Here is a 16,374-nt window from a genome sequence, read left to right on the forward strand (position 1 = left end):
GCGAATTGCCCTGTCCCAATCCGGGACGGAGTGACCCGCAGAAACAGGCCGAGCTCATGCTTCACAGCATCAATACGATCCGGACGCTGTCGTGTATTTCGATTGCGGTTTTCCACATCACCGAATTCGTCAATGCCAGCTCCGACACCGTCACCCTGCCTTTCACTGCGGCGCCCGGCTTTCACCTCTTCCTGCTGATCAGCGGATTCATCCTGGTCTACATCACCAACCCGAATGACCAGCCCGTTCCCTTCATGATGAAACGCGCTGTGCGGATCCTGCCGCTCTACTGGCTGATGACGGCGGTCGCCATCCTGATGATCGCGTTCAAACCCTGGCTCTTGCCAAAGGCAGAGCTCTCGATGGAGCACATCGTTCAGAGCTTCCTGCTGCTGCCCTATTATGATTTGCGCGACCGGCTTCACCCGATCCTCTATGTCGGCTGGACGCTGGGCTACATCATGCTGTTCTACCTGATGTTCGCCATCTCCCTGATGGCGAAGGCAAAACATCAGATCCCGCTGACGATTGCCATGACCGTCGGCCTGATTGTTGCCGCACAGTGGTTTCCCACCCCGGCCTTCCGCGAATTCTATGGCGATCCGATCCTGCTGGAATTTGCGTCAGGCTGCATCATCGGTCTCGCCCTGCGCCAGCCAGCCGTGATCGCCTTCATCAAGCGTACGCCGATGTGGCCGTTCGCCTTGATCGGCGCGGCCGGCCTCTGCGTGGCGGCCTGGCTGCACTATGACGGCTGGGCGAAGATCGCGACCTTTGCGCCGCCTGCAGCCTTGCTGGTGTTCGCGGCGGCGGGCCAGGACATCTTCCGCACGCCGCTGAATAATGCTGTCTTCCGGCTTGGCGGGCAGATCAGCTATGGCATCTACCTGATCCACCCAATCATCCTGCCGGTCCTGGCCGTGATGATCTTCGAGCATATCGACAATGGCCTGCTCGGCGCAGCACTGATCTTTGCGACCGTCCTGCCGCTCTCGATCGGCCTCGCCTATCTCAGCTTCAGATATTTCGAGACGCCGTCGAACAAATGGCTGCGCCGCGTGCTGGGCCTGACCAACACGGCTTCACGGAAGCCGCGTTCGCAAAGCTATGCAGGGTCAGTCCGTGGCAAGGTCGCCTGAGGCCGGTCAGCCCCCAGGCGATCAGGCGTCGGCTTTCTTCGCGTTGCGCTTGCGCTCGTGCGGGTCGAGGAAGATCTTGCGCAGGCGGATGTTCTCCGGCGTCACTTCCACGAGTTCGTCATCGGCGATGTAGGCCAGGGACTTTTCCAGCGTCATCTGAAGCGGCGGTGTCAGGCGCACGGCTTCGTCAGAGCCCGATGCGCGCATGTTCGTCAGCTTCTTGCCCTTGAGCACGTTCACTTCGAGATCGTTGTCGCGCGTGTGCTCGCCGACAATCATGCCGCCATACACCTTGTCGCCCGGATGGATCATCATCGGACCGCGGTCTTCGAGGTTCCAGAGTGCGAAGGCAACGGCCTCGCCCTGCTCCATCGCGATCAGCACGCCCGTGTGGCGGCCCTGGATCTTGCCCTTGTGCGGGGCATATTCGTGGAAGACGCGGTTCATGATGGCCGTGCCGCGCGTGTCGGACAGAAGCTCACCCTGATAGCCGATCAGGCCGCGTGTCGGCGCGTGGAACACCATGCGCGTGCGGCCGGCGCCGGAGGGACGCATGTCCAGCATGTCGGCTTTGCGCTCGGACAGCTTCTGCACGACGATACCGGAATGCTCGTCATCGACGTCAATGACGACTTCCTCGATCGGCTCCAGCTTGTTGCCGTGCTCGTCTTCCTGCATCACGACCTGTGGGCGCGAAACGCCAAGTTCGAAGCCTTCGCGGCGCATCGTCTCGATCAGGACGGCCAGCTGGAGTTCACCGCGGCCGGAGACGGTGAACGCCTCCGCATCGGTCGCGCGCTCAACCTTCAGGGCGACGTTGCCTTCAGCCTCTTTCAGCAGGCGGTCCCAGATCATGCGGCTGGTGACCTTGGTGCCTTCTGTGCCCGCCAGCGGGCTGTCATTGACGCGGAAGGTCATGGAGATGGTCGGCGGGTCGATCGGCTGGGCCGCGATCGGCTCGGAAACGGACGGGTCGCAGAATGTGTCGGCGACGTTCGCCTTGGTCATGCCGGCCAGCGAGACAATGTCACCGGCTTGCGCCTCATCCACCGGCACGCGCTCGAGGCCGCGGAAGGCGAGCACTTTGGACACACGGCCCTGCTCGACCAGACCGCCTTCACGATCCAGCACCTTGATGGTCTGGTTCGGCTTGATGCTGCCGGATGCCACACGGCCGGTCAGGATGCGGCCGAGGAAGTTATCTGCGGAAATCGTGGTGGCGAGGAAGCGGAACGGTCCCTCTTCCACTTTCGGCGTCGGCACATGGTCCACGACCAGCTGGAACAGCTCATCCATGTTTGCGGCGGCCGTTTCATACTGGCTGGACATCCAGCCCTGCTTGGCCGAGCCGTAAAGGATCGGGAAGTCGAGCTGCTCATCCGTGGCGTCGAGGTTTGCGAACAGGTCGAACACATCGTTGACCACTTCGTCCGGACGGCGCTCCGGCTTGTCGATCTTGTTGACGGCCACAATCGGCTTCAGGCCGACTTTCAGCGCCTTGGAGACGACGAACTTGGTTTGCGGCATCGGGCCTTCAGCCGCGTCGACGAGCACGATCGCGCCATCCACCATGTGCAGGATACGCTCCACCTCACCGCCGAAATCGGCGTGTCCGGGCGTGTCGACGATGTTGATACGGTAGCCGTTCCACTCGACCGACGTCGTCTTGGCGAGAATGGTGATGCCACGCTCTTTTTCCAGATCGTTGGAATCCATCATCCGCTCAGCGGTCTTCTCGTTTTCACGGAAGGTGCCGGACTGTTTGAGCAGTTCGTCCACCAGCGTCGTCTTCCCGTGGTCGACGTGGGCGATGATGGCGATGTTGCGCATTTTTTCGATAGGCGTGGACATGTACGGCAGGCTTTCGGGAGGGAAGAAAGGGGAATTCCCGCGCCCGGTACAGGATGCCGCACGGTTTGGCTATGCCCAAGTGTCAGAAAGCCGCCCGGGGGCTGCACACCCGCCCTTCGGCCACCGCGCCGCTTCCTGTTGCAATCGTCATGGAACAGAGCCCTGCCCCACCCATTGATAAGTTACAGGGCTGGACGGGATCGCGCGACACAATCCGCGCGCCACATTAGCAAGAAAGGATTCATCATGACGAAACGTGCCGAAAACCGCACCCTCGCCATTCTCGCAACCGACGGATTTGAACAGGTCGAGCTGACCTCTCCGAAAGAGGCTATCGAGAACGCCGGCGGTACCTGCAAGATCGTCTCGCCGAATGACCAACGTATCCAGGGCAACAAGCACCGCGAACACGGTGACTGGTTTGATGTGGATGTGAAACTGGACGAGGCGATGGCGGAAGACTTCGATGCGCTGCTTATCCCGGGCGGCCTGTTCAATCCGGACGCGCTGCGCCGGGACAGCAGAGCCCTCGCATTCGCTTCGGCCTTCTTCGAACAGAAGAAACCGGTCTTCGCAATCTGTCACGGGCCGCAGGTCCTCATTTCGGCAGGCCTGGTGAATGGCCGTAAGATGACGGGTTTCTCCGCAATCCAGCAGGATTTGAAAAATGCCGGCGCCGTCGTGACCGACGAACCGGTTGTCGTGGACGAAGGCCTCGTCACGTCGCGCAATCCGGACGACCTTGGCCAGTTCAATGCGAAGATTGTTGAAGAGATCTGCGAAGGCAAACACGCCGCCCAGCGCGAGTCCGTGACCGCCTGACCTGTAGGGTTCCGCGCGGTGGCGTCTTGATTGCAGCCGAAAGCTGCTGCATGCGCGTTGCATGACGAACTCAAACGATATGCCGCTTGCGGCGAAACCGATTGATCGCGCCGCGCACCGCCGACTGGACGAGGCCTGGCTGGAAGAAGCTTTCAAGCGCGAGGACGTGCTGGTCCTGCTGATGCGGAACGGAGAGCCTTTCGTGCATCCGGGCCGCAACAGCGGTCTGGTCTGGATGGGGCCAGAGGCCGCGCGAATCTCGCCCGGCTCGCCACGCCTCTTCCTCGGCGAAGACAAGGCCGGCACACCCGTGTTTGCGATCGATCTGCCGGAACGTTTTGCGCTTGACGGTTCACTGATCGAAGGGGCCGGAGAGTTTCTCGATTTCCGCGCCGCCGCCGGATCGATTCCGGAGATGGATGCGAACTGCGCCTCGACCGCGCGGTCGATTTTCATGTGGCACCAGAGCCACAGGTTCTGCTCAAAATGCGGTTCGGAAAGTGCAATGGTCGAGGCCGGATGGAAGCGGCAATGCCCGTCCTGCGGCGCCGAGCATTTCCCGCGCACAGACCCGGTTGCGATCATGCTGGCGGTGAAAGACGGCAAGGCCCTGATCGGAAGACAGAGGATGTGGCCGCCGGGATTCTATTCCTGCCTCGCCGGTTTCTGCGAACCCGGAGAAACCATCGAACAGGCTGCAGCCCGCGAAATCTTCGAGGAAGCTGGCGTCGTTACTGATGCAGCGAGTGCAGAATACATCGCGTGCCAGCCCTGGCCCTTCCCGTCTTCACTCATGGTGGGCCTGATCCTGGAGGCAGAAGGTTTCGAGATTTCCATCGACGAAAAAGAGATCGAGACAGCCCGCTGGGTGACCCGCGAAGAGATGGTGCGGATCCTCAACCACAGTCATGAAGAGATCTTCGGCCCGCCGCCGATGGCGATTGCCCACCACATCATGAAAGCCTGGTCAGAAAAAGGTCATTGACCGCACACGGAAGGCGTGTTTCCGCTCTTCTTGCAGACAAAAATCTGGAGTTGATTTCGCGCGAATCAAAGTACTGAGAATATTGCCACTGACAGGAGATCGGACATGGCAACTGCAACGAAGAAACCGGCTGCAAAAAAACCGGCGGCAAAAAAGCCAGCCGTGAAAAAGCCGGTCGCAAAAAAACCGGCTGCTAAGGCTGCGACAGCGACGAAAACTGCTGCCGCCAAAAAGCCGGCCGCAAAGAAACCTGCTGCTGCAAAGAAGCCGGTTGCGAAGAAACCGGCGGCAAAGCCGGCCGTAAAGAAAGCTGCTCCGAAAGCTGCCAAGCCCGCTGCAAAGAAGCCGGCCGCCGCCAAGAAGCCCGCTGCGAAGAAACCGGCTGCGAAGAAAAAGTAAGCCGGACAATAAAGTTCCAGGAAAAGCGGACGCGGGAAACCACGTCCGCTTTTTTTATTGCCCAGCTTTCAGACCATATGAGAAACCCCCGCCTGGCAGACAGTGCGGGGGTTTCTTTTGTTGCACGCAACGGAGGGGGGACAGTGCGCGCAGTTCCGTCCGGCGGCGGGGACAGCGGGAGCTGGGGTGGGAAACCGCCGGTACGAAAGAGGTAATCGAACCCAGAGAGAACGGTACTTAAACCTGCGTCATGACTCAGATGTAAGCCGCCGTTCTCTCATCAGGCGAAAAGCCTATTCCTGCAGGTCCTGCCATTGCGTGTCGGCCTTTTCGATGAAGCCCGGAATATCTGCATTCCACTTTTTCTGAATGCCGGCATTGTAGTTCAGGTAGAGCTTCCCATCGACGATCTTCCAGTATTTCGCATCACCCTTGGCATATTTGCCATCGGCCATGGCCCAGGCGCAGTAGCCGCCATATTGCGGCGCATAGGCGGCCGGGTCTGCAAGGAAGGCGTCGCGGTTTGCGGCTGACGCAAACTGGAAGGTGGCGTCCTTGTACTCTGTCGAAAATTCCTTGGAGCCCTTCACCGGCTGCCCATCCGTGAAATAAGCCACCGGGTCATAGCCCTGAAGTGCGGTGTTCGAGAACCGGCCGGTATAGACGGCCGGCTCGGCCTGGGCCATTGGCACAAGGACAGTCACAGGTGCAGCAGCAAGGAAGGCTGCCAGGAGGAGTGGACGGAGTTTCATCGGAAAAGATCCTTTCAGAAAGTGGAGCCGGCCGCCAGTAAGGGGTGAAGCATAGCGGCCGGCGTAAAGCCTCAGGCAGCGGCGTGCCGGGCTTCGGAACGGAAGGCGGTTTCAGCAGGCGGCACCAGCACGTCGCGGAGACCGGAGAGGATGGCAAACAGAGTGTCGCGGCGGGCGACAAGCATGGCTATCGAGCTGAGCCAGACCGTCACCGCCATGACGAACAGGCCGCCACCATCATTGTTCGGATCGATGCCGAGCGGCGTCCAGAGGTGGAAGTTCACCGCCCCGGTCATGACAGCCACCGCGATCAGCGCGCCCAGCGTCTGCAGGCGGCGGAGCGCCGGAAACAGGCCGAGCAGAAGCAGCGTGGCAGCCAGCAGTTCCGCCGTTCCGATCACATATTGGCTGAACAGTCCGGTCTGCGCGAACAGACCCGGCGCGCCGAGGCTGGCAGCCCAGGCATCGAGCCGCCCGAAAATTACCTGTGTCTCGATGGCATTGGTATATTTGAACCGCAGGCTGTCGAGGAACACCGCCGAGGCGACAAGGCTGTAGGCGATGGGGGCATATCTCTTTATTCTTGCGATCATGTTGGCGTCTCCCTTTGTTCGGCTTGTCTCACAACGCCCCGCACACGGGCAAAGCAAAGGCGTGTGAGGATCGCTCACGGATTCGTGGGTGGTGCGAGAGCGGAGAAATGCGTGCGCCCCCTCGCGGAATGCCGCCCCCTTCCCTACATTCATGCAGATTCTGCATGGGGGTTTTTGGAATGGACCGGATCGATGCAATGCGCCTGTTCGTCCGTGTGGCGGATGCCGGCAGTTTTTCACGCGCCGCCGCCGACCTCGGCATCGGGCAGCCGACCGTTTCACGACGGATACAGGATCTGGAATCCCAGCTTGATGCGATGCTGTTCCTGCGCACGACACGCGCCCTCAGCCTGACCGAAGCGGGCGAGCGTTTCTATCGCCGCGCCGTCGACATTCTGGCGGAATATGATGAAGCCGAGGCCGAGGCCCGCGGCCTGGAGCATGAGCCGGTCGGCCTGCTTCGCATTTCGTGTTCACACTCTTTCGCGCGCCGCGTCATCGCGCCGGAGATCGCCAGCTTCATGCGCATCTACCCGCATGTGAAGTTCGACGTGATCGGGGACGACTTCCTGACAGACATCGTCGGCGAAGGCGTCGATCTTGCCTTCCGGCTTGGCGAGCTCACGGATTCCAGCCTGATGGCCAAGAAGATGGTGGACGCCCCGCGCGCCTTGTGGGCCTCCCCCGCCTATCTGGAACGCAAGGGCACGCCGCAGGTGCCATCCGATCTCGAAAAGCACGACGCGCTCATTTTCCGCCACGCCCGGTCGACCATCTGGACACTGACCAATGGCAGCCAGAAGGAAGACATCACCGTCGACGGGCCGTTCCGGGCCTCTGGCGGGGAGATCCTGCAACAGGCCGCAGAAGACGGGCTCGGCATCCTGCTGGCGCCAGGCTGGCTGGTGTCAGACTGCCTCGGCACGAACAAGCTGGTCCGCGTCCTGCCGGACTGGAATGCACAAAGCCTGTCGGTTCACGCCGTCTGGGCTGCAGGCAAGCTGCGCGGAAAGGCCAAACTTTTCGCTGACCACCTCGCCGAAGCGCTGAAGGCCAAGACGCAGATCTGCTAGCCTTCGCGATACGGCGTGGCGGGGAAGACGCCGACCAGTTTCAGCATCTGCGTGAAGAAGCCGGTCTCCTCCAGCGCCAGCTGAACTGACCGCTCGTCCGGATGGCCTTCGATTTCGGCATAGAACTGCGTCGCTGTGAAGTTGCCGCCCACCATATAGCTTTCCAGCTTGGTCATGTTGATGCCGTTGGTCGCGAAACCGCCCAGCACCTTGAACAGGGCCGCCGGAATGTTGCGGACCTCGAACAGGAACGCGGTTTTCGCCGGTCCGTCGCCAGCTTCGATTTCCGACGGTTCCCGGGACATGATGACGAACCGGGTCGTGTTGTGGGCCGCGTCTTCAATGTCCTCTGCGAGGATTTCGAGGCCGTAGACCTCAGCGGCAAGGCGCGGCGCGATAGCTGCGACGGTGCGATCGCCGCTTTCCGCCACTTCGCGGGCTGCGCCGGCCGTATCCGAGGCCGTGACCGAATCGATCCCGTGCTCCCGCAGGAATTTCCGGCACTGGCCGAGCCCCATAATGTGGGAGCGGGCCTTTTTGACCTCTTCCAGCTTCACGCCTGGCAGGGCCATCAACTGGAACCGGATCGGCAGGTAATGTTCGGCGACGATCTGCAGGCTGGTGCCCGGCAAAAGGGAGTGAATATCGCTCACACGGCCGGCAATCGTGTTTTCGACCGGAATCATGGCGAGATCGGCCTCGCCCTTCTCGACTGCGGCAAAACAATCCTCGAATGTCCGGCACGGCAGGGGTTCAAGCTCTGGATAGGCCTGATTGCACGCAATATGCGAGTTGGCCCCCGGTTCGCCCTGATATGCGATTTTTCCCGTCATTTTTCCGGCCCTTACCCCGTTTTATGCTGCGTCGGATCGCCGCGACGGACAGGGGAAGCTTCCCTGTCGCGCAGCCTTTATATTGCGGGCCACCCGTTAGCGTGCCAAAAGGCGCGCGCCAAGACTTATGACCAGACAGATTCGAAGGAAGATCCTCATGGGGGAACTCGGTCTCAACAAGATCCTGGGAGCGCTGCTGGCGACTGCACTGGGCCTTTTCGGGCTCAAGACGCTTTCTGATGTGGTGTTTGCCCATGGTGGCGAAGGCCATGGGGAAGAGCACGCTGAGGCGACCTCCCTGTCGGAGCAGATGTGCGAGAAATTCGCCTACTGCGTCGAAGTTGCCGGCGGCGGTGCCGCGGCAGCTGAAGAAGAAGAGGTATTTGACCTCGGTGCCCTGCTCGCTGCTGCGGACGTTTCGCGCGGTGAACGCACCTTCAAGGGCCAGTGCACGACCTGCCACACGATTGATGCCGGTGGCGCCAATGGCACCGGCCCGAACCTGCATGGTGTGGTTGGCGCTGCCAAACACCACCACGCAGACTTCAACTACTCTGCTGCGATGACCAGCCTCGGCGGCACGTGGACGTATGAAGACCTGAACCACTGGCTGGAGAACCCAAGCTCCTTCGCCCGTGGCACGTCCATGTCGTTCGCAGGCCTGCGCAAGGATCCGGACCGGATCAACGTGATCGCCTATCTCGCATCGCAATCGCCGGATGCACCGCCGTTCCCGGACCCGCTGCCGGCGGCCGGTGAAGACGACGGCGCTGACGCGGCAGCTGACGGTGCTGAAGCGCCGGCAGAAGGCGAAGAGGCTGCGGCCCCGGCTGATGATGCCATGGAAGCCGTCGAAGGCGCTGCTGATGCAGCCACGGAAACTGTGACCGACGTCACCGAAGCCGTTGTCGAAGAAGCGGACGCTGCAACTGAAACGGCTGAAGAGGCTTTTGACGAAGAAGCCCCGACACCGACGGAAGAAGAAGGCGAATAAGGTTTCAGGCGCCAGCCTTCCAGGCTGGGGCCAGACCCTTCAATTCAGATACCTGTATACGCCGGGCCCCTATGGGCTCGGCGTAATACGTTTTAATCCGGGTGATTGCCGCTTCCAGCGGCTCACAGGCAGCGGCCATGTGCCAGGCATTGGCATGCAACAGGTGCTCAGCATCGGTCATGATGCCGACATGGCCTTTCCAGAAGACCAGATCGCCGCGCTGTAACGCGCCCGGCGCCCGCCAGTCGGCGATCGCCTCTCCTGCCCAGGCAAACTGCATGTCGCTGTCGCGCGGCAGGAGCACACCTGCGGCCTCAAAAGCCTGCTGGGTCAGCCCCGTGCAATCGATGCCCAGACCTGACCGCCCGCCCCAGAGATAAGGCGTGCCGAGGTATCGTTCTGCCACGCTGGCGGGATCTTCCTCCGAGACGCCCACGTCTGCGAGATGGCGTTGGTGCACCCAGCCCGCATCCAGGCAATGGCGCCAGTCCCCCTCTTCCGCGATGACTTTCACGCTTGCCCCAAGGCTGAGGATCAGTTGGGGCGGGGTTTTCAGGTCCGGCGCAGCATAGGCATGGGTGTGCGGCACAGAAATCCGGTGTGTCGGCGCCAGCAGCCGCTCCGACAGCCCTGCCAGCGGTACCCAGCCGACATAGCGGTCACGCTGGCATTGCACGAGCGCGAAGCCGTGCTGTTCCTCGAACACGTCCAGGATTTCGCCGAACAGCGCTTCCGTCGCCAGACGGGCATCGGGCAGCGGCCCTTCCCGGACAGGCACAGAGCCTGCCCGGACCTGCACGGGCCGGCTGGGCCGGTCCGGCGGCGTCAGTCGTGTATCATTGTAGTCAGGCATGAGAAGCCCCGCAGCGTTGTCCTACGCTGCCGAAGCCTTGCGTGGTTTCGGGCTGACGGCAGCATCCTGATCCTTGCCGGAAGCTGCGGCAAGAACAAGGCCGGCAAATTGGCGAAGATATGTCATCCCGGCCGGCCGGCGCTCCAGGAAGATGTTCCGCAGATCCGCTTCATCCCGCACGCGTTTGATGAAGTCGAGGCGTTCCAGCGCATCCAGCGCACGGGTGACGGCCGGTTTGGCGATGTTCAGCTGCTCAGCCAGGCCGCGCACCGTGTGCGGCCCCGGCATCAGGGCAATGGTCATCAGGATGGCCTGCTGGCGGGCCGTCAGGTCCGGTGCATCGGAGCGTACCGAAGCGGTGACCGCCCGGCGCCAGAGTTCAAGGCCTTCGCGCTCTGACAATTGCATCCCGTTCATCCCCTTGGATTTTCGCCTTTCGCAGGAATCTCAGGTGATTTGCGGACTCCGTCCAGCCCTTCAGCCGCCAGAACGGCAGCCCTTGCCCCTTCACATTGTGGACAAAACACACGACATTGCCCCCATGAGCGCAACTGACAGCCATACACACCTTCACGCGAACACGCCTTGCAGCCCGCAGGATGTGGACGCCTTCCTGAACGAGGCCGAAACCCTGGTTGCCCGGCAAGGCCAGCGGATGACGAAAATCCGCCGCAAGGTCCTGCGCCTGCTGCTGGAAAGCGCCGAGCCGGCCAAGGCCTATGATTTGCTGGCCAATCTCGATGGCGAAGGCTCCGCGAAGCCGCCGACGATCTATCGCGCCCTCGACTTCCTGCAGGAGACAGGCCTCGCCCACAAGATCGAGAGCCTCAACGCCTATGTCGCCTGCGGCCATGCAAGCCATCGGCACTCCGCCGTGTTCCTGATCTGCGACAAATGCCATGGCGCCGAGGAACTCCATGCCGAGGCAACCAGCGAAGCCCTGAAGGCCGAAACGGAAGCCGCAGGCTTCAAGATGTCCCGCGCCGTCGTGGAAGTGCGCGGCACCTGCCGGGATTGTGCTGCGTGAAGACTCTCTGGCGGGGAAGCTGCAATCAGTGGGATTGCGACGAGATGGGGCACATGAATGTGCGCGTCTATGTCGAGAAGCAAATGGAAGGCCTTGCCGTCTTCGCGCACGCCCTCGGCATGCCGCACGCCTTCCGGCAGAATTCGCCCTCAACCGTGGTGCCAGTGGACCAGCACATCCGCTTCATCCGGGAGGTTTTGCCCGGACGGCCACTGACCATGAAGGGCTGCCTGATCGAAATCGGAGACGCCGACGCGCTGGTCTATCAGGAACTGCGCCATGCCGACGGCCAGCTTGCGGCAGCTTTCCGGACGCGGGTCATGCACATCGACACCGCAGGCCGTGAGCCGTTTCCATGGGGCAAAAGCGTTCGCGCCGCCATGGCCGACGATGTCGATACGCCGCCCGACGAAGCCGCGCCACGTTCCATCGACCCAGACGCACCAGGCCTGGCTTTTGAAGACATCTCCATTGAGACGCCACGCGATCTGGGCATTGCCTGTATCGGCATGGGCTCGGTCCCGCCGCAGCACCTGGACGTGCACGGACGGATGGCCCCGCACTGGATCATTGGCCGCGTCTCGGATTCCGTTCCGAACCTTCTGCACGGCTGGCGCAAGAAGGTCGCGGCGGCAGCAGGAGACCTGCGCATGGGCGCGGCTGTGCTGGAATACCGGCTCAAGTACCACCGGATGCCGGAAGCGGGCGACCTGTTCGAGATCTATACCGGCCTCGGCGGTGTTCAGGGCAAGACCCACAGCCTGCTGCACTGGATGATGGACCCGGTTTCCGGACAACCCTGGGCAACCAGTCAGGCCACTGCCATCACGCTGGACCTGGACGCCCGCAAGGCCATCCCTGCCCCGGCCGCCGCGATCGAGGAACTTGAGCGCCTCGCGCCGAAAGGCCTGTCGATCTGACGGGACTAAAGCGCCGTCGCGATGATTTCGGCGACGCGGGGGATGTCCTTCAGGTTCAGCCCGGCGATATTGATGCGGCCGGATCCCGGCATATAGAGGCCAGCTGCCTCGCGGAGTTTCTTCGCCGCCTCCGGCGTCACCGGCAGCTGGCTGAACATGCCGCTCTGCGTGGCGAGGCTGGCGAGCAGGTTTGAGCCGGTCCGGTTCACCAGTTCCCCCGAGAGCGCCTTGCGCAGGGAAATCATCCGCTCCCGCATGGAGGTCAACTCCGCTTCCCATTCGGCGCGGAGGGCCGTATCGCCGAGGATGGTCGCGACAATGCCCGCGCCATGCGCCGGCGGCATGGACCAGGTCGCGCGGGAGATGTCCGCCACATGCGTGGTCGCCGCTGCGATGCCATCCGCCGTCTCACCCACGGCAAGGAAACAGCCGGCACGTTCGCGGTAGAGGCCGAAATTCTTGGAACAGGAATAGGAGATCAGCGCTTCGCCTGCCGCGTCGATAAAGGCGCGCACGCCCGCAATATCCTTGTCGAGCCCATGCGCGAAGCCGTGATAGGCGACGTCCAGCATGACGATTAGGCCGCGGTCCTTCACGAAAGCGCCAAGCGTGCGCCAGTCGTCCAGCGTCAGATCGATCCCGGTAGGGTTATGGCAAGGCCCCTGCACGATCACGCCATCGCCGCGCTCGGCCTTGGCAAGATCCTCCAGCATGGCCGCACGGTCCGCCGTGCCCGTGTCCGGATCGGCATAGCGGTAGCTGCCGGTCGAGAGGCCCGCGGACTGGACGACTTTCGGATGGTTCGGCCAGGTCGGGTCAGACACCCAGACCTTTTTCACGCCGAGGCGGCGCATCAGGCCGACGCCCAGCGACAGCGCACCACAGCCGCCCGGGGCGGTGAAGGACAGCGTGCACCCTTCCTTGCGGACGGGCGCGTCCACGCCGAACACAAAGTCTTCGATGGCGGCGCAGAAGTCCACATTCCCGCGCGGGCCTTCATAGACCTTGGTCGTCTGACGCTGCAGCATCAGCGCTTCCGCCTTGGCCACAGCCGACATGACAGGCGTATTGCCCGCGTCATCCTTGTAAACGCCGACGCCGAGGTCGAATTTCTCGGCCCTCGGGTCTTCGCGATAGGCCGTCATCAGGCCAAGCAGGGCGTCCGGCGGGAGGGAGCTGAGCGGGGAAAACTGAGACATGGGAAATTCCGTTTCTGATGCCGCTGACCTAGCGGCTTTTAAGACCGGTTGGAACCCTTTGCATATTGCCCCGCGGGGCGGGATCGTCGAAGCATGGCGACAGACAAGAAACAGGGAGCCCCCAGATGAGCGCCTATGCCATCCTGATCCGCGAACGCATGCATGACGAAAGCGAAATGGCGAGATATGCCGAAGCCGCGAAGGCCGCACGCGGCGGACACGACATCACGCCGCTCGCTTCTACGGGGATCATGTGACGCTGGAAGGGGCCGACGCCGATGGCGTGGTGATCCTGCGTTTCCCGGACATGGACGCGGCCAAAGCCTGGTATACGAGCCCGGAATACCAAGCCGCGCGCGCCCACCGCTTTCAGGCAGCAGACTATCGCGTGATCCTGGTCGACGGCGTCTGAGGCAAGCTGCCTCAGCCGACGATCGTGGCTTCGGTGTTTTCCTTCACGTCCTGCAGGGATACGCCAGGCGCGAGCTCGACAACTTTCAGGCCGCCATCGACCACGTCGAACACACAAAGGTCGGTGATGATGCGGTTGACCACGCCCTTGCCGGTAAGCGGCAGGGTGCAGGCCTTCAGCACCTTGGTTTCGCCCTTCTTGTTGCAGTGATCCATCACCACAACGATGCGCTTCACGCCGGCGACGAGGTCCATCGCGCCGCCCATGCCTTTGACCAGCTTGCCGGGGATCATCCAGTTGGCGATGTCGCCATTCTCGGCCACTTCCATCGCGCCGAGGATGGCGATGTTGATATGGCCGCCGCGGATCATCGCGAAGCTGGTCGCGCTGTCGAAGAAGCTGGTGCGCGGCAGCGTCGTGATCGTCTGCTTGCCGGCATTGATCAGGTCCGCGTCTTCCTCGCCCTCATAGGGGAACGGGCCCATGCCCAGCATGCCGTTCTCGGACTGGAGCGTGACGTCCATGTCGTCCGGAATATGGTTCGCCACCAGCGTCGGAATGCCGATGCCGAGGTTCACATAGAAGCCGTCGTGGAGTTCCTTTGCGGCGCGCGCCGCCATTTCATCGCGTGTCCAGGGCATCAGTAGGCCTCCCGCTTGCGCACGGTGCGTTGTTCGATGCGCTTCTCGAAAGTGCCCTTCACGATGCGCTGCACGAAGATGCCCGGCAGGTGGATTTCGTCCGGGTCGAGATCGCCGGTCGGCACGATTTCTTCCACTTCCGCCACGGTGACCTTGCCGGCCATCGCCATCGGCGGATTGAAGTTGCGGGCCGTCTTGTTGAAGACGAGGTTGCCCTGCGTGTCGGCCTTTTCGGCCTTCACGATGGAGAGGTCAGACACGAGGCCGGTTTCGAGGATATAGGTCTCGCCGTTGAAGTCCCGGTGTTCCTTGCCCTCGGCCACAAGCGTGCCGACGCCCGTCTTGGTGTAGAAGCCCGGAATGCCTGCGCCCCCTGCCCGGCAGCGCTCTGCCAGCGTGCCCTGCGGATTGAACTCCAGCTCCAGCTCGCCGGAGAGGTACTGGCGCTCGAATTCCTTGTTCTCGCCGACATAGGAGGAAATCATCTTCTTGATCTGCCGGGTCTGCAGCAGCAGGCCGAGGCCGAAATCATCGACGCCCGCATTGTTGGAGATCGCCGTGATGTCCTTCACGCCGCTTTCGCGCAGGGCGAGGATGAGGTTTTCCGGAATGCCGCAGAGGCCGAAGCCCCCGGCCATCACGGTCATGCCGTCGAAGGTGAGGCCCTCAAGGGCTTCCTTCGCAGTATTATAGACCTTGCTAGACATGGACAGGTCCTGTCGCTCCCTGAATTGGGCGCACAGGCAGGCAGGGCCCGCCCGGGCGCGCTTTCTTGTCTCGTATCACACTTTCTGGCCGGCTGAACCGTCCCCTGCCGCCAAAATTTCAACAAGCGTTGAAACACAAGCCTGCCGGGAAAACAAGACGGGTCAGACGGATTCCACGGTCTGTTCAATGGCCCCGAAAATCGAGTGCCCGGCCTTGTCCAGCATTTCCATGCGTACCGTATCGCCCGGCTTCATGAAGGGAGTTTTCGGCGCGCCGTCGGCAATCGTCTCGATCATTCGGATCTCGGCGATACAGGAATAGCCGAGCCCGCCTTCACTGACCGGCTTGCCCGCCCCGCCATCGGCGTCCTTGTTGGACACGGTGCCCGAGCCGATGACCGTGCCGGCCGTGAGGGGCCGGGTCTTCGCAGCGTGGGAGACAAGGCGAGCGAGGCTGAACGTGGCATCGACGCCCGCATTGGCGCGGCCGAAAGGCTGGCCGTTATAATCCACATGCAGCGGCAGGTGGATGACATTGTCCTTCCACGCATCGCCCAGTTCATCCGGCGTGACGGCGACCGGCGTGAAGGCGCTCGGCGGCTTGGACTGGAAGAAGCCGAAGCCCTTAGCGAGTTCGCCGGGGATCAGGCCGCGCAGGGATACGTCATTGCACAGCATGATGAGCTTGATGTGATCGGCGGCATCCGCCTCGGAGACGCCCATCGGCACGTCATCGGTGATGACGGCGACCTCCCCTTCCATGTCGCAGCCCCAGGCAACATCGCCGAGCGGGATGGCATCGCGCGGCCCGAGGAAGGCGTCACTGCCACCCTGATACATCAGCGGGTCATCATAAAAGCTTTTCGGCACTTCGGCGCCGCGCGCTTTGCGCACCAGTTCCACATGATTGATGTAGGCAGACCCGTCCGCCCACTGATAGGCGCGCGGCAGCGGGCTTTCGCAATCATGCTCGTGGAAGCGGAACGTCGGGACGGAGCCGAGCTCCACCTGCTCCGCCAGCTGCTGCAGGCGCGGGGCGGCATGGGCCCAATCGTCCAGCGCTGCTTGTAGCGTCGGCGCAATGGACGCGGCATCGGTCGCGCGCGTCAGGTCTTTCGAGACGACGACAAGACGCCCATCACGGGCGCCGTTTTTAAGTGTAGCGAGTTTCATG

At 62.3% G+C, this 16,374-nt stretch carries 20 protein-coding genes; 9 read left to right on the forward strand and 11 right to left on the reverse strand.

Going from position 1 to position 16,374, the window contains the following annotated elements:
* The first annotated feature begins 56 nt into the window (after positions 1 to 56).
* Positions 57 to 1,139: an acyltransferase family protein gene (locus HJA_RS00560; RefSeq protein ID WP_035576947.1), complete on the forward strand. Its 1,083-nt coding sequence runs from the start codon at positions 57 to 59 to the stop codon at positions 1,137 to 1,139.
* A 21-nt stretch (positions 1,140 to 1,160) separates the two neighbouring features.
* Here the strand turns inward: HJA_RS00560 and typA are convergent, their stop codons facing one another.
* Entirely contained in the window at positions 1,161 to 2,990 is a 1,830-nt protein-coding gene (gene typA, locus HJA_RS00565; protein WP_035576949.1) for a translational GTPase TypA, read from the reverse strand.
* A 246-nt stretch (positions 2,991 to 3,236) separates the two neighbouring features.
* Between typA and HJA_RS00570 the strand changes: the two genes are divergently transcribed.
* Positions 3,237 to 3,812: a type 1 glutamine amidotransferase domain-containing protein gene (locus HJA_RS00570; protein WP_035576951.1), complete on the forward strand. Its 576-nt coding sequence runs from the start codon at positions 3,237 to 3,239 to the stop codon at positions 3,810 to 3,812.
* A gap of 61 nt (positions 3,813 to 3,873) precedes the next feature.
* On the forward strand, positions 3,874 to 4,797 hold the full coding sequence (gene nudC, locus HJA_RS00575; protein ID WP_051597207.1) for an NAD(+) diphosphatase: 924 nt from the start codon (positions 3,874 to 3,876) through the stop codon (positions 4,795 to 4,797).
* Between the two features lie 65 nt (positions 4,798 to 4,862).
* Here the strand turns inward: nudC and HJA_RS18465 are convergent, their stop codons facing one another.
* From HJA_RS18465 to HJA_RS00590, 3 genes are all read right to left on the reverse strand, one after another.
* Positions 4,863 to 5,156: a hypothetical protein gene (locus HJA_RS18465; protein ID WP_155839816.1), complete on the reverse strand. Its 294-nt coding sequence runs from the start codon at positions 5,154 to 5,156 to the stop codon at positions 4,863 to 4,865.
* Between the two features lie 333 nt (positions 5,157 to 5,489).
* Entirely contained in the window at positions 5,490 to 5,948 is a 459-nt protein-coding gene (locus tag HJA_RS00585) for a YHS domain-containing (seleno)protein (protein WP_035576958.1), read from the reverse strand.
* Positions 5,949 to 6,019: 71 nt separating this feature from the next.
* Positions 6,020 to 6,541 carry a hypothetical protein gene (locus HJA_RS00590; protein ID WP_051597209.1) on the reverse strand — a complete coding sequence of 174 codons (522 nt, stop codon included), beginning with the start codon at positions 6,539 to 6,541 and terminating at the stop codon, positions 6,020 to 6,022.
* A gap of 164 nt (positions 6,542 to 6,705) precedes the next feature.
* On the opposite strand from HJA_RS00590, the gene HJA_RS00595 reads away from it, so the two are divergent.
* A complete protein-coding gene (locus HJA_RS00595) occupies positions 6,706 to 7,614 on the forward strand; it encodes a LysR family transcriptional regulator (RefSeq protein WP_241764265.1) in 909 nt (302 codons plus the stop codon).
* Here HJA_RS00595 and HJA_RS00600 read toward each other — a convergent pair.
* The gene (locus HJA_RS00600) at positions 7,611 to 8,447 is read right to left on the reverse strand and encodes a prephenate dehydratase (protein ID WP_035576962.1); all 837 of its coding nucleotides are present in this window, start codon (positions 8,445 to 8,447) and stop codon (positions 7,611 to 7,613) included. The two genes, HJA_RS00595 and HJA_RS00600, sit on opposite strands and share 4 nt — an antisense overlap.
* A 157-nt stretch (positions 8,448 to 8,604) precedes the next feature.
* Between HJA_RS00600 and HJA_RS17690 the strand changes: the two genes are divergently transcribed.
* On the forward strand, positions 8,605 to 9,441 hold the full coding sequence (locus HJA_RS17690; protein WP_051597210.1) for a c-type cytochrome: 837 nt from the start codon (positions 8,605 to 8,607) through the stop codon (positions 9,439 to 9,441).
* Positions 9,442 to 9,445: 4 nt separating this feature from the next.
* On the opposite strand, the gene HJA_RS00610 is transcribed toward HJA_RS17690, so the two are convergent.
* Together HJA_RS00610 and HJA_RS00615 are read right to left on the reverse strand one after the other, a co-directional pair.
* Positions 9,446 to 10,294, reverse strand: a complete 849-nt coding sequence (locus HJA_RS00610; protein WP_035576964.1) for a C40 family peptidase — start codon at positions 10,292 to 10,294, stop codon at positions 9,446 to 9,448.
* A 21-nt stretch (positions 10,295 to 10,315) separates the two neighbouring features.
* Positions 10,316 to 10,702 (reverse strand): MarR family transcriptional regulator, encoded by a 387-nt coding sequence (locus HJA_RS00615; RefSeq protein ID WP_035577857.1) that lies wholly within the window; start codon positions 10,700 to 10,702, stop codon positions 10,316 to 10,318.
* 133 nt (positions 10,703 to 10,835) lie between these two features.
* On the opposite strand from HJA_RS00615, the gene HJA_RS00620 reads away from it, so the two are divergent.
* The gene (locus HJA_RS00620; protein WP_035576966.1) at positions 10,836 to 11,321 is read left to right on the forward strand and encodes a transcriptional repressor; all 486 of its coding nucleotides are present in this window, start codon (positions 10,836 to 10,838) and stop codon (positions 11,319 to 11,321) included.
* Entirely contained in the window at positions 11,318 to 12,241 is a 924-nt protein-coding gene (locus HJA_RS00625) for a thioesterase family protein (RefSeq protein WP_155839817.1), read from the forward strand. Before HJA_RS00620 ends, HJA_RS00625 begins: the two co-directional genes overlap by 4 nt.
* 5 nt (positions 12,242 to 12,246) lie before the next feature.
* Here HJA_RS00625 and HJA_RS00630 read toward each other — a convergent pair whose 3' ends face one another.
* Entirely contained in the window at positions 12,247 to 13,440 is a 1,194-nt protein-coding gene (locus HJA_RS00630) for an amino acid aminotransferase (RefSeq protein WP_035576969.1), read from the reverse strand.
* 125 nt (positions 13,441 to 13,565) lie between these two features.
* On the opposite strand from HJA_RS00630, the gene HJA_RS18805 reads away from it, so the two are divergent.
* Positions 13,566 to 13,697, forward strand: coding sequence for a hypothetical protein (locus HJA_RS18805; protein WP_277813094.1), 132 nt, complete (start codon positions 13,566 to 13,568; stop codon positions 13,695 to 13,697).
* The gene (locus tag HJA_RS18735; protein WP_241764266.1) at positions 13,694 to 13,852 is read left to right on the forward strand and encodes a DUF1330 domain-containing protein; all 159 of its coding nucleotides are present in this window, start codon (positions 13,694 to 13,696) and stop codon (positions 13,850 to 13,852) included. The genes HJA_RS18805 and HJA_RS18735 overlap by 4 nt, the downstream gene beginning before the upstream one ends.
* Before the next feature lie 11 nt (positions 13,853 to 13,863).
* Here HJA_RS18735 and HJA_RS00640 read toward each other — a convergent pair whose 3' ends face one another.
* The 3 genes from HJA_RS00640 to HJA_RS00650 form a co-directional block, all read right to left on the reverse strand.
* Complete coding sequence (locus tag HJA_RS00640) at positions 13,864 to 14,493, reverse strand: CoA transferase subunit B (RefSeq protein WP_035576972.1); 630 nt, start codon at positions 14,491 to 14,493, stop codon at positions 13,864 to 13,866.
* Positions 14,493 to 15,200 (reverse strand): CoA transferase subunit A, encoded by a 708-nt coding sequence (locus HJA_RS00645; protein WP_035576973.1) that lies wholly within the window; start codon positions 15,198 to 15,200, stop codon positions 14,493 to 14,495. The genes HJA_RS00640 and HJA_RS00645 overlap by 1 nt, the downstream gene beginning before the upstream one ends.
* Before the next feature lie 162 nt (positions 15,201 to 15,362).
* The gene (locus HJA_RS00650; RefSeq protein ID WP_035576975.1) at positions 15,363 to 16,373 is read right to left on the reverse strand and encodes a fumarylacetoacetate hydrolase family protein; all 1,011 of its coding nucleotides are present in this window, start codon (positions 16,371 to 16,373) and stop codon (positions 15,363 to 15,365) included.
* Position 16,374 lies beyond the last annotated feature (1 nt).

This window comes from Hyphomonas jannaschiana VP2 (assembly GCF_000685215.1).
GTDB lineage: Bacteria > Pseudomonadota > Alphaproteobacteria > Caulobacterales > Hyphomonadaceae > Hyphomonas > Hyphomonas jannaschiana.

Bases quoted from the DNA above. Each gene is read 5' to 3' on its own strand.
- HJA_RS00560 (WP_035576947.1), top strand. From the start codon at position 57: ATGCTTCACAGCATCAATACGATCCGGACGCTGTCGTGTATTTCGATT.
- typA (WP_035576949.1), bottom strand. From the start codon at position 2,990: ATGTCCACGCCTATCGAAAAAATGCGCAACATCGCCATCATCGCCCAC.
- HJA_RS00570 (WP_035576951.1), top strand. From the start codon at position 3,237: ATGACGAAACGTGCCGAAAACCGCACCCTCGCCATTCTCGCAACCGAC.
- nudC (WP_051597207.1), top strand. From the start codon at position 3,874: ATGACGAACTCAAACGATATGCCGCTTGCGGCGAAACCGATTGATCGC.
- HJA_RS00585 (WP_035576958.1), bottom strand. From the start codon at position 5,948: ATGAAACTCCGTCCACTCCTCCTGGCAGCCTTCCTTGCTGCTGCACCT.
- HJA_RS00590 (WP_051597209.1), bottom strand. From the start codon at position 6,541: ATGATCGCAAGAATAAAGAGATATGCCCCCATCGCCTACAGCCTTGTC.
- HJA_RS00595 (WP_241764265.1), top strand. From the start codon at position 6,706: ATGGGGGTTTTTGGAATGGACCGGATCGATGCAATGCGCCTGTTCGTC.
- HJA_RS00600 (WP_035576962.1), bottom strand. From the start codon at position 8,447: ATGACGGGAAAAATCGCATATCAGGGCGAACCGGGGGCCAACTCGCAT.
- HJA_RS17690 (WP_051597210.1), top strand. From the start codon at position 8,605: ATGGGGGAACTCGGTCTCAACAAGATCCTGGGAGCGCTGCTGGCGACT.
- HJA_RS00610 (WP_035576964.1), bottom strand. From the start codon at position 10,294: ATGCCTGACTACAATGATACACGACTGACGCCGCCGGACCGGCCCAGC.
- HJA_RS00615 (WP_035577857.1), bottom strand. From the start codon at position 10,702: ATGCAATTGTCAGAGCGCGAAGGCCTTGAACTCTGGCGCCGGGCGGTC.
- HJA_RS00620 (WP_035576966.1), top strand. From the start codon at position 10,836: ATGAGCGCAACTGACAGCCATACACACCTTCACGCGAACACGCCTTGC.
- HJA_RS00630 (WP_035576969.1), bottom strand. From the start codon at position 13,440: ATGTCTCAGTTTTCCCCGCTCAGCTCCCTCCCGCCGGACGCCCTGCTT.
- HJA_RS18805 (WP_277813094.1), top strand. From the start codon at position 13,566: ATGAGCGCCTATGCCATCCTGATCCGCGAACGCATGCATGACGAAAGC.
- HJA_RS00640 (WP_035576972.1), bottom strand. From the start codon at position 14,493: ATGCCCTGGACACGCGATGAAATGGCGGCGCGCGCCGCAAAGGAACTC.
- HJA_RS00645 (WP_035576973.1), bottom strand. From the start codon at position 15,200: ATGTCTAGCAAGGTCTATAATACTGCGAAGGAAGCCCTTGAGGGCCTC.
- HJA_RS00650 (WP_035576975.1), bottom strand. From the start codon at position 16,373: ATGAAACTCGCTACACTTAAAAACGGCGCCCGTGATGGGCGTCTTGTC.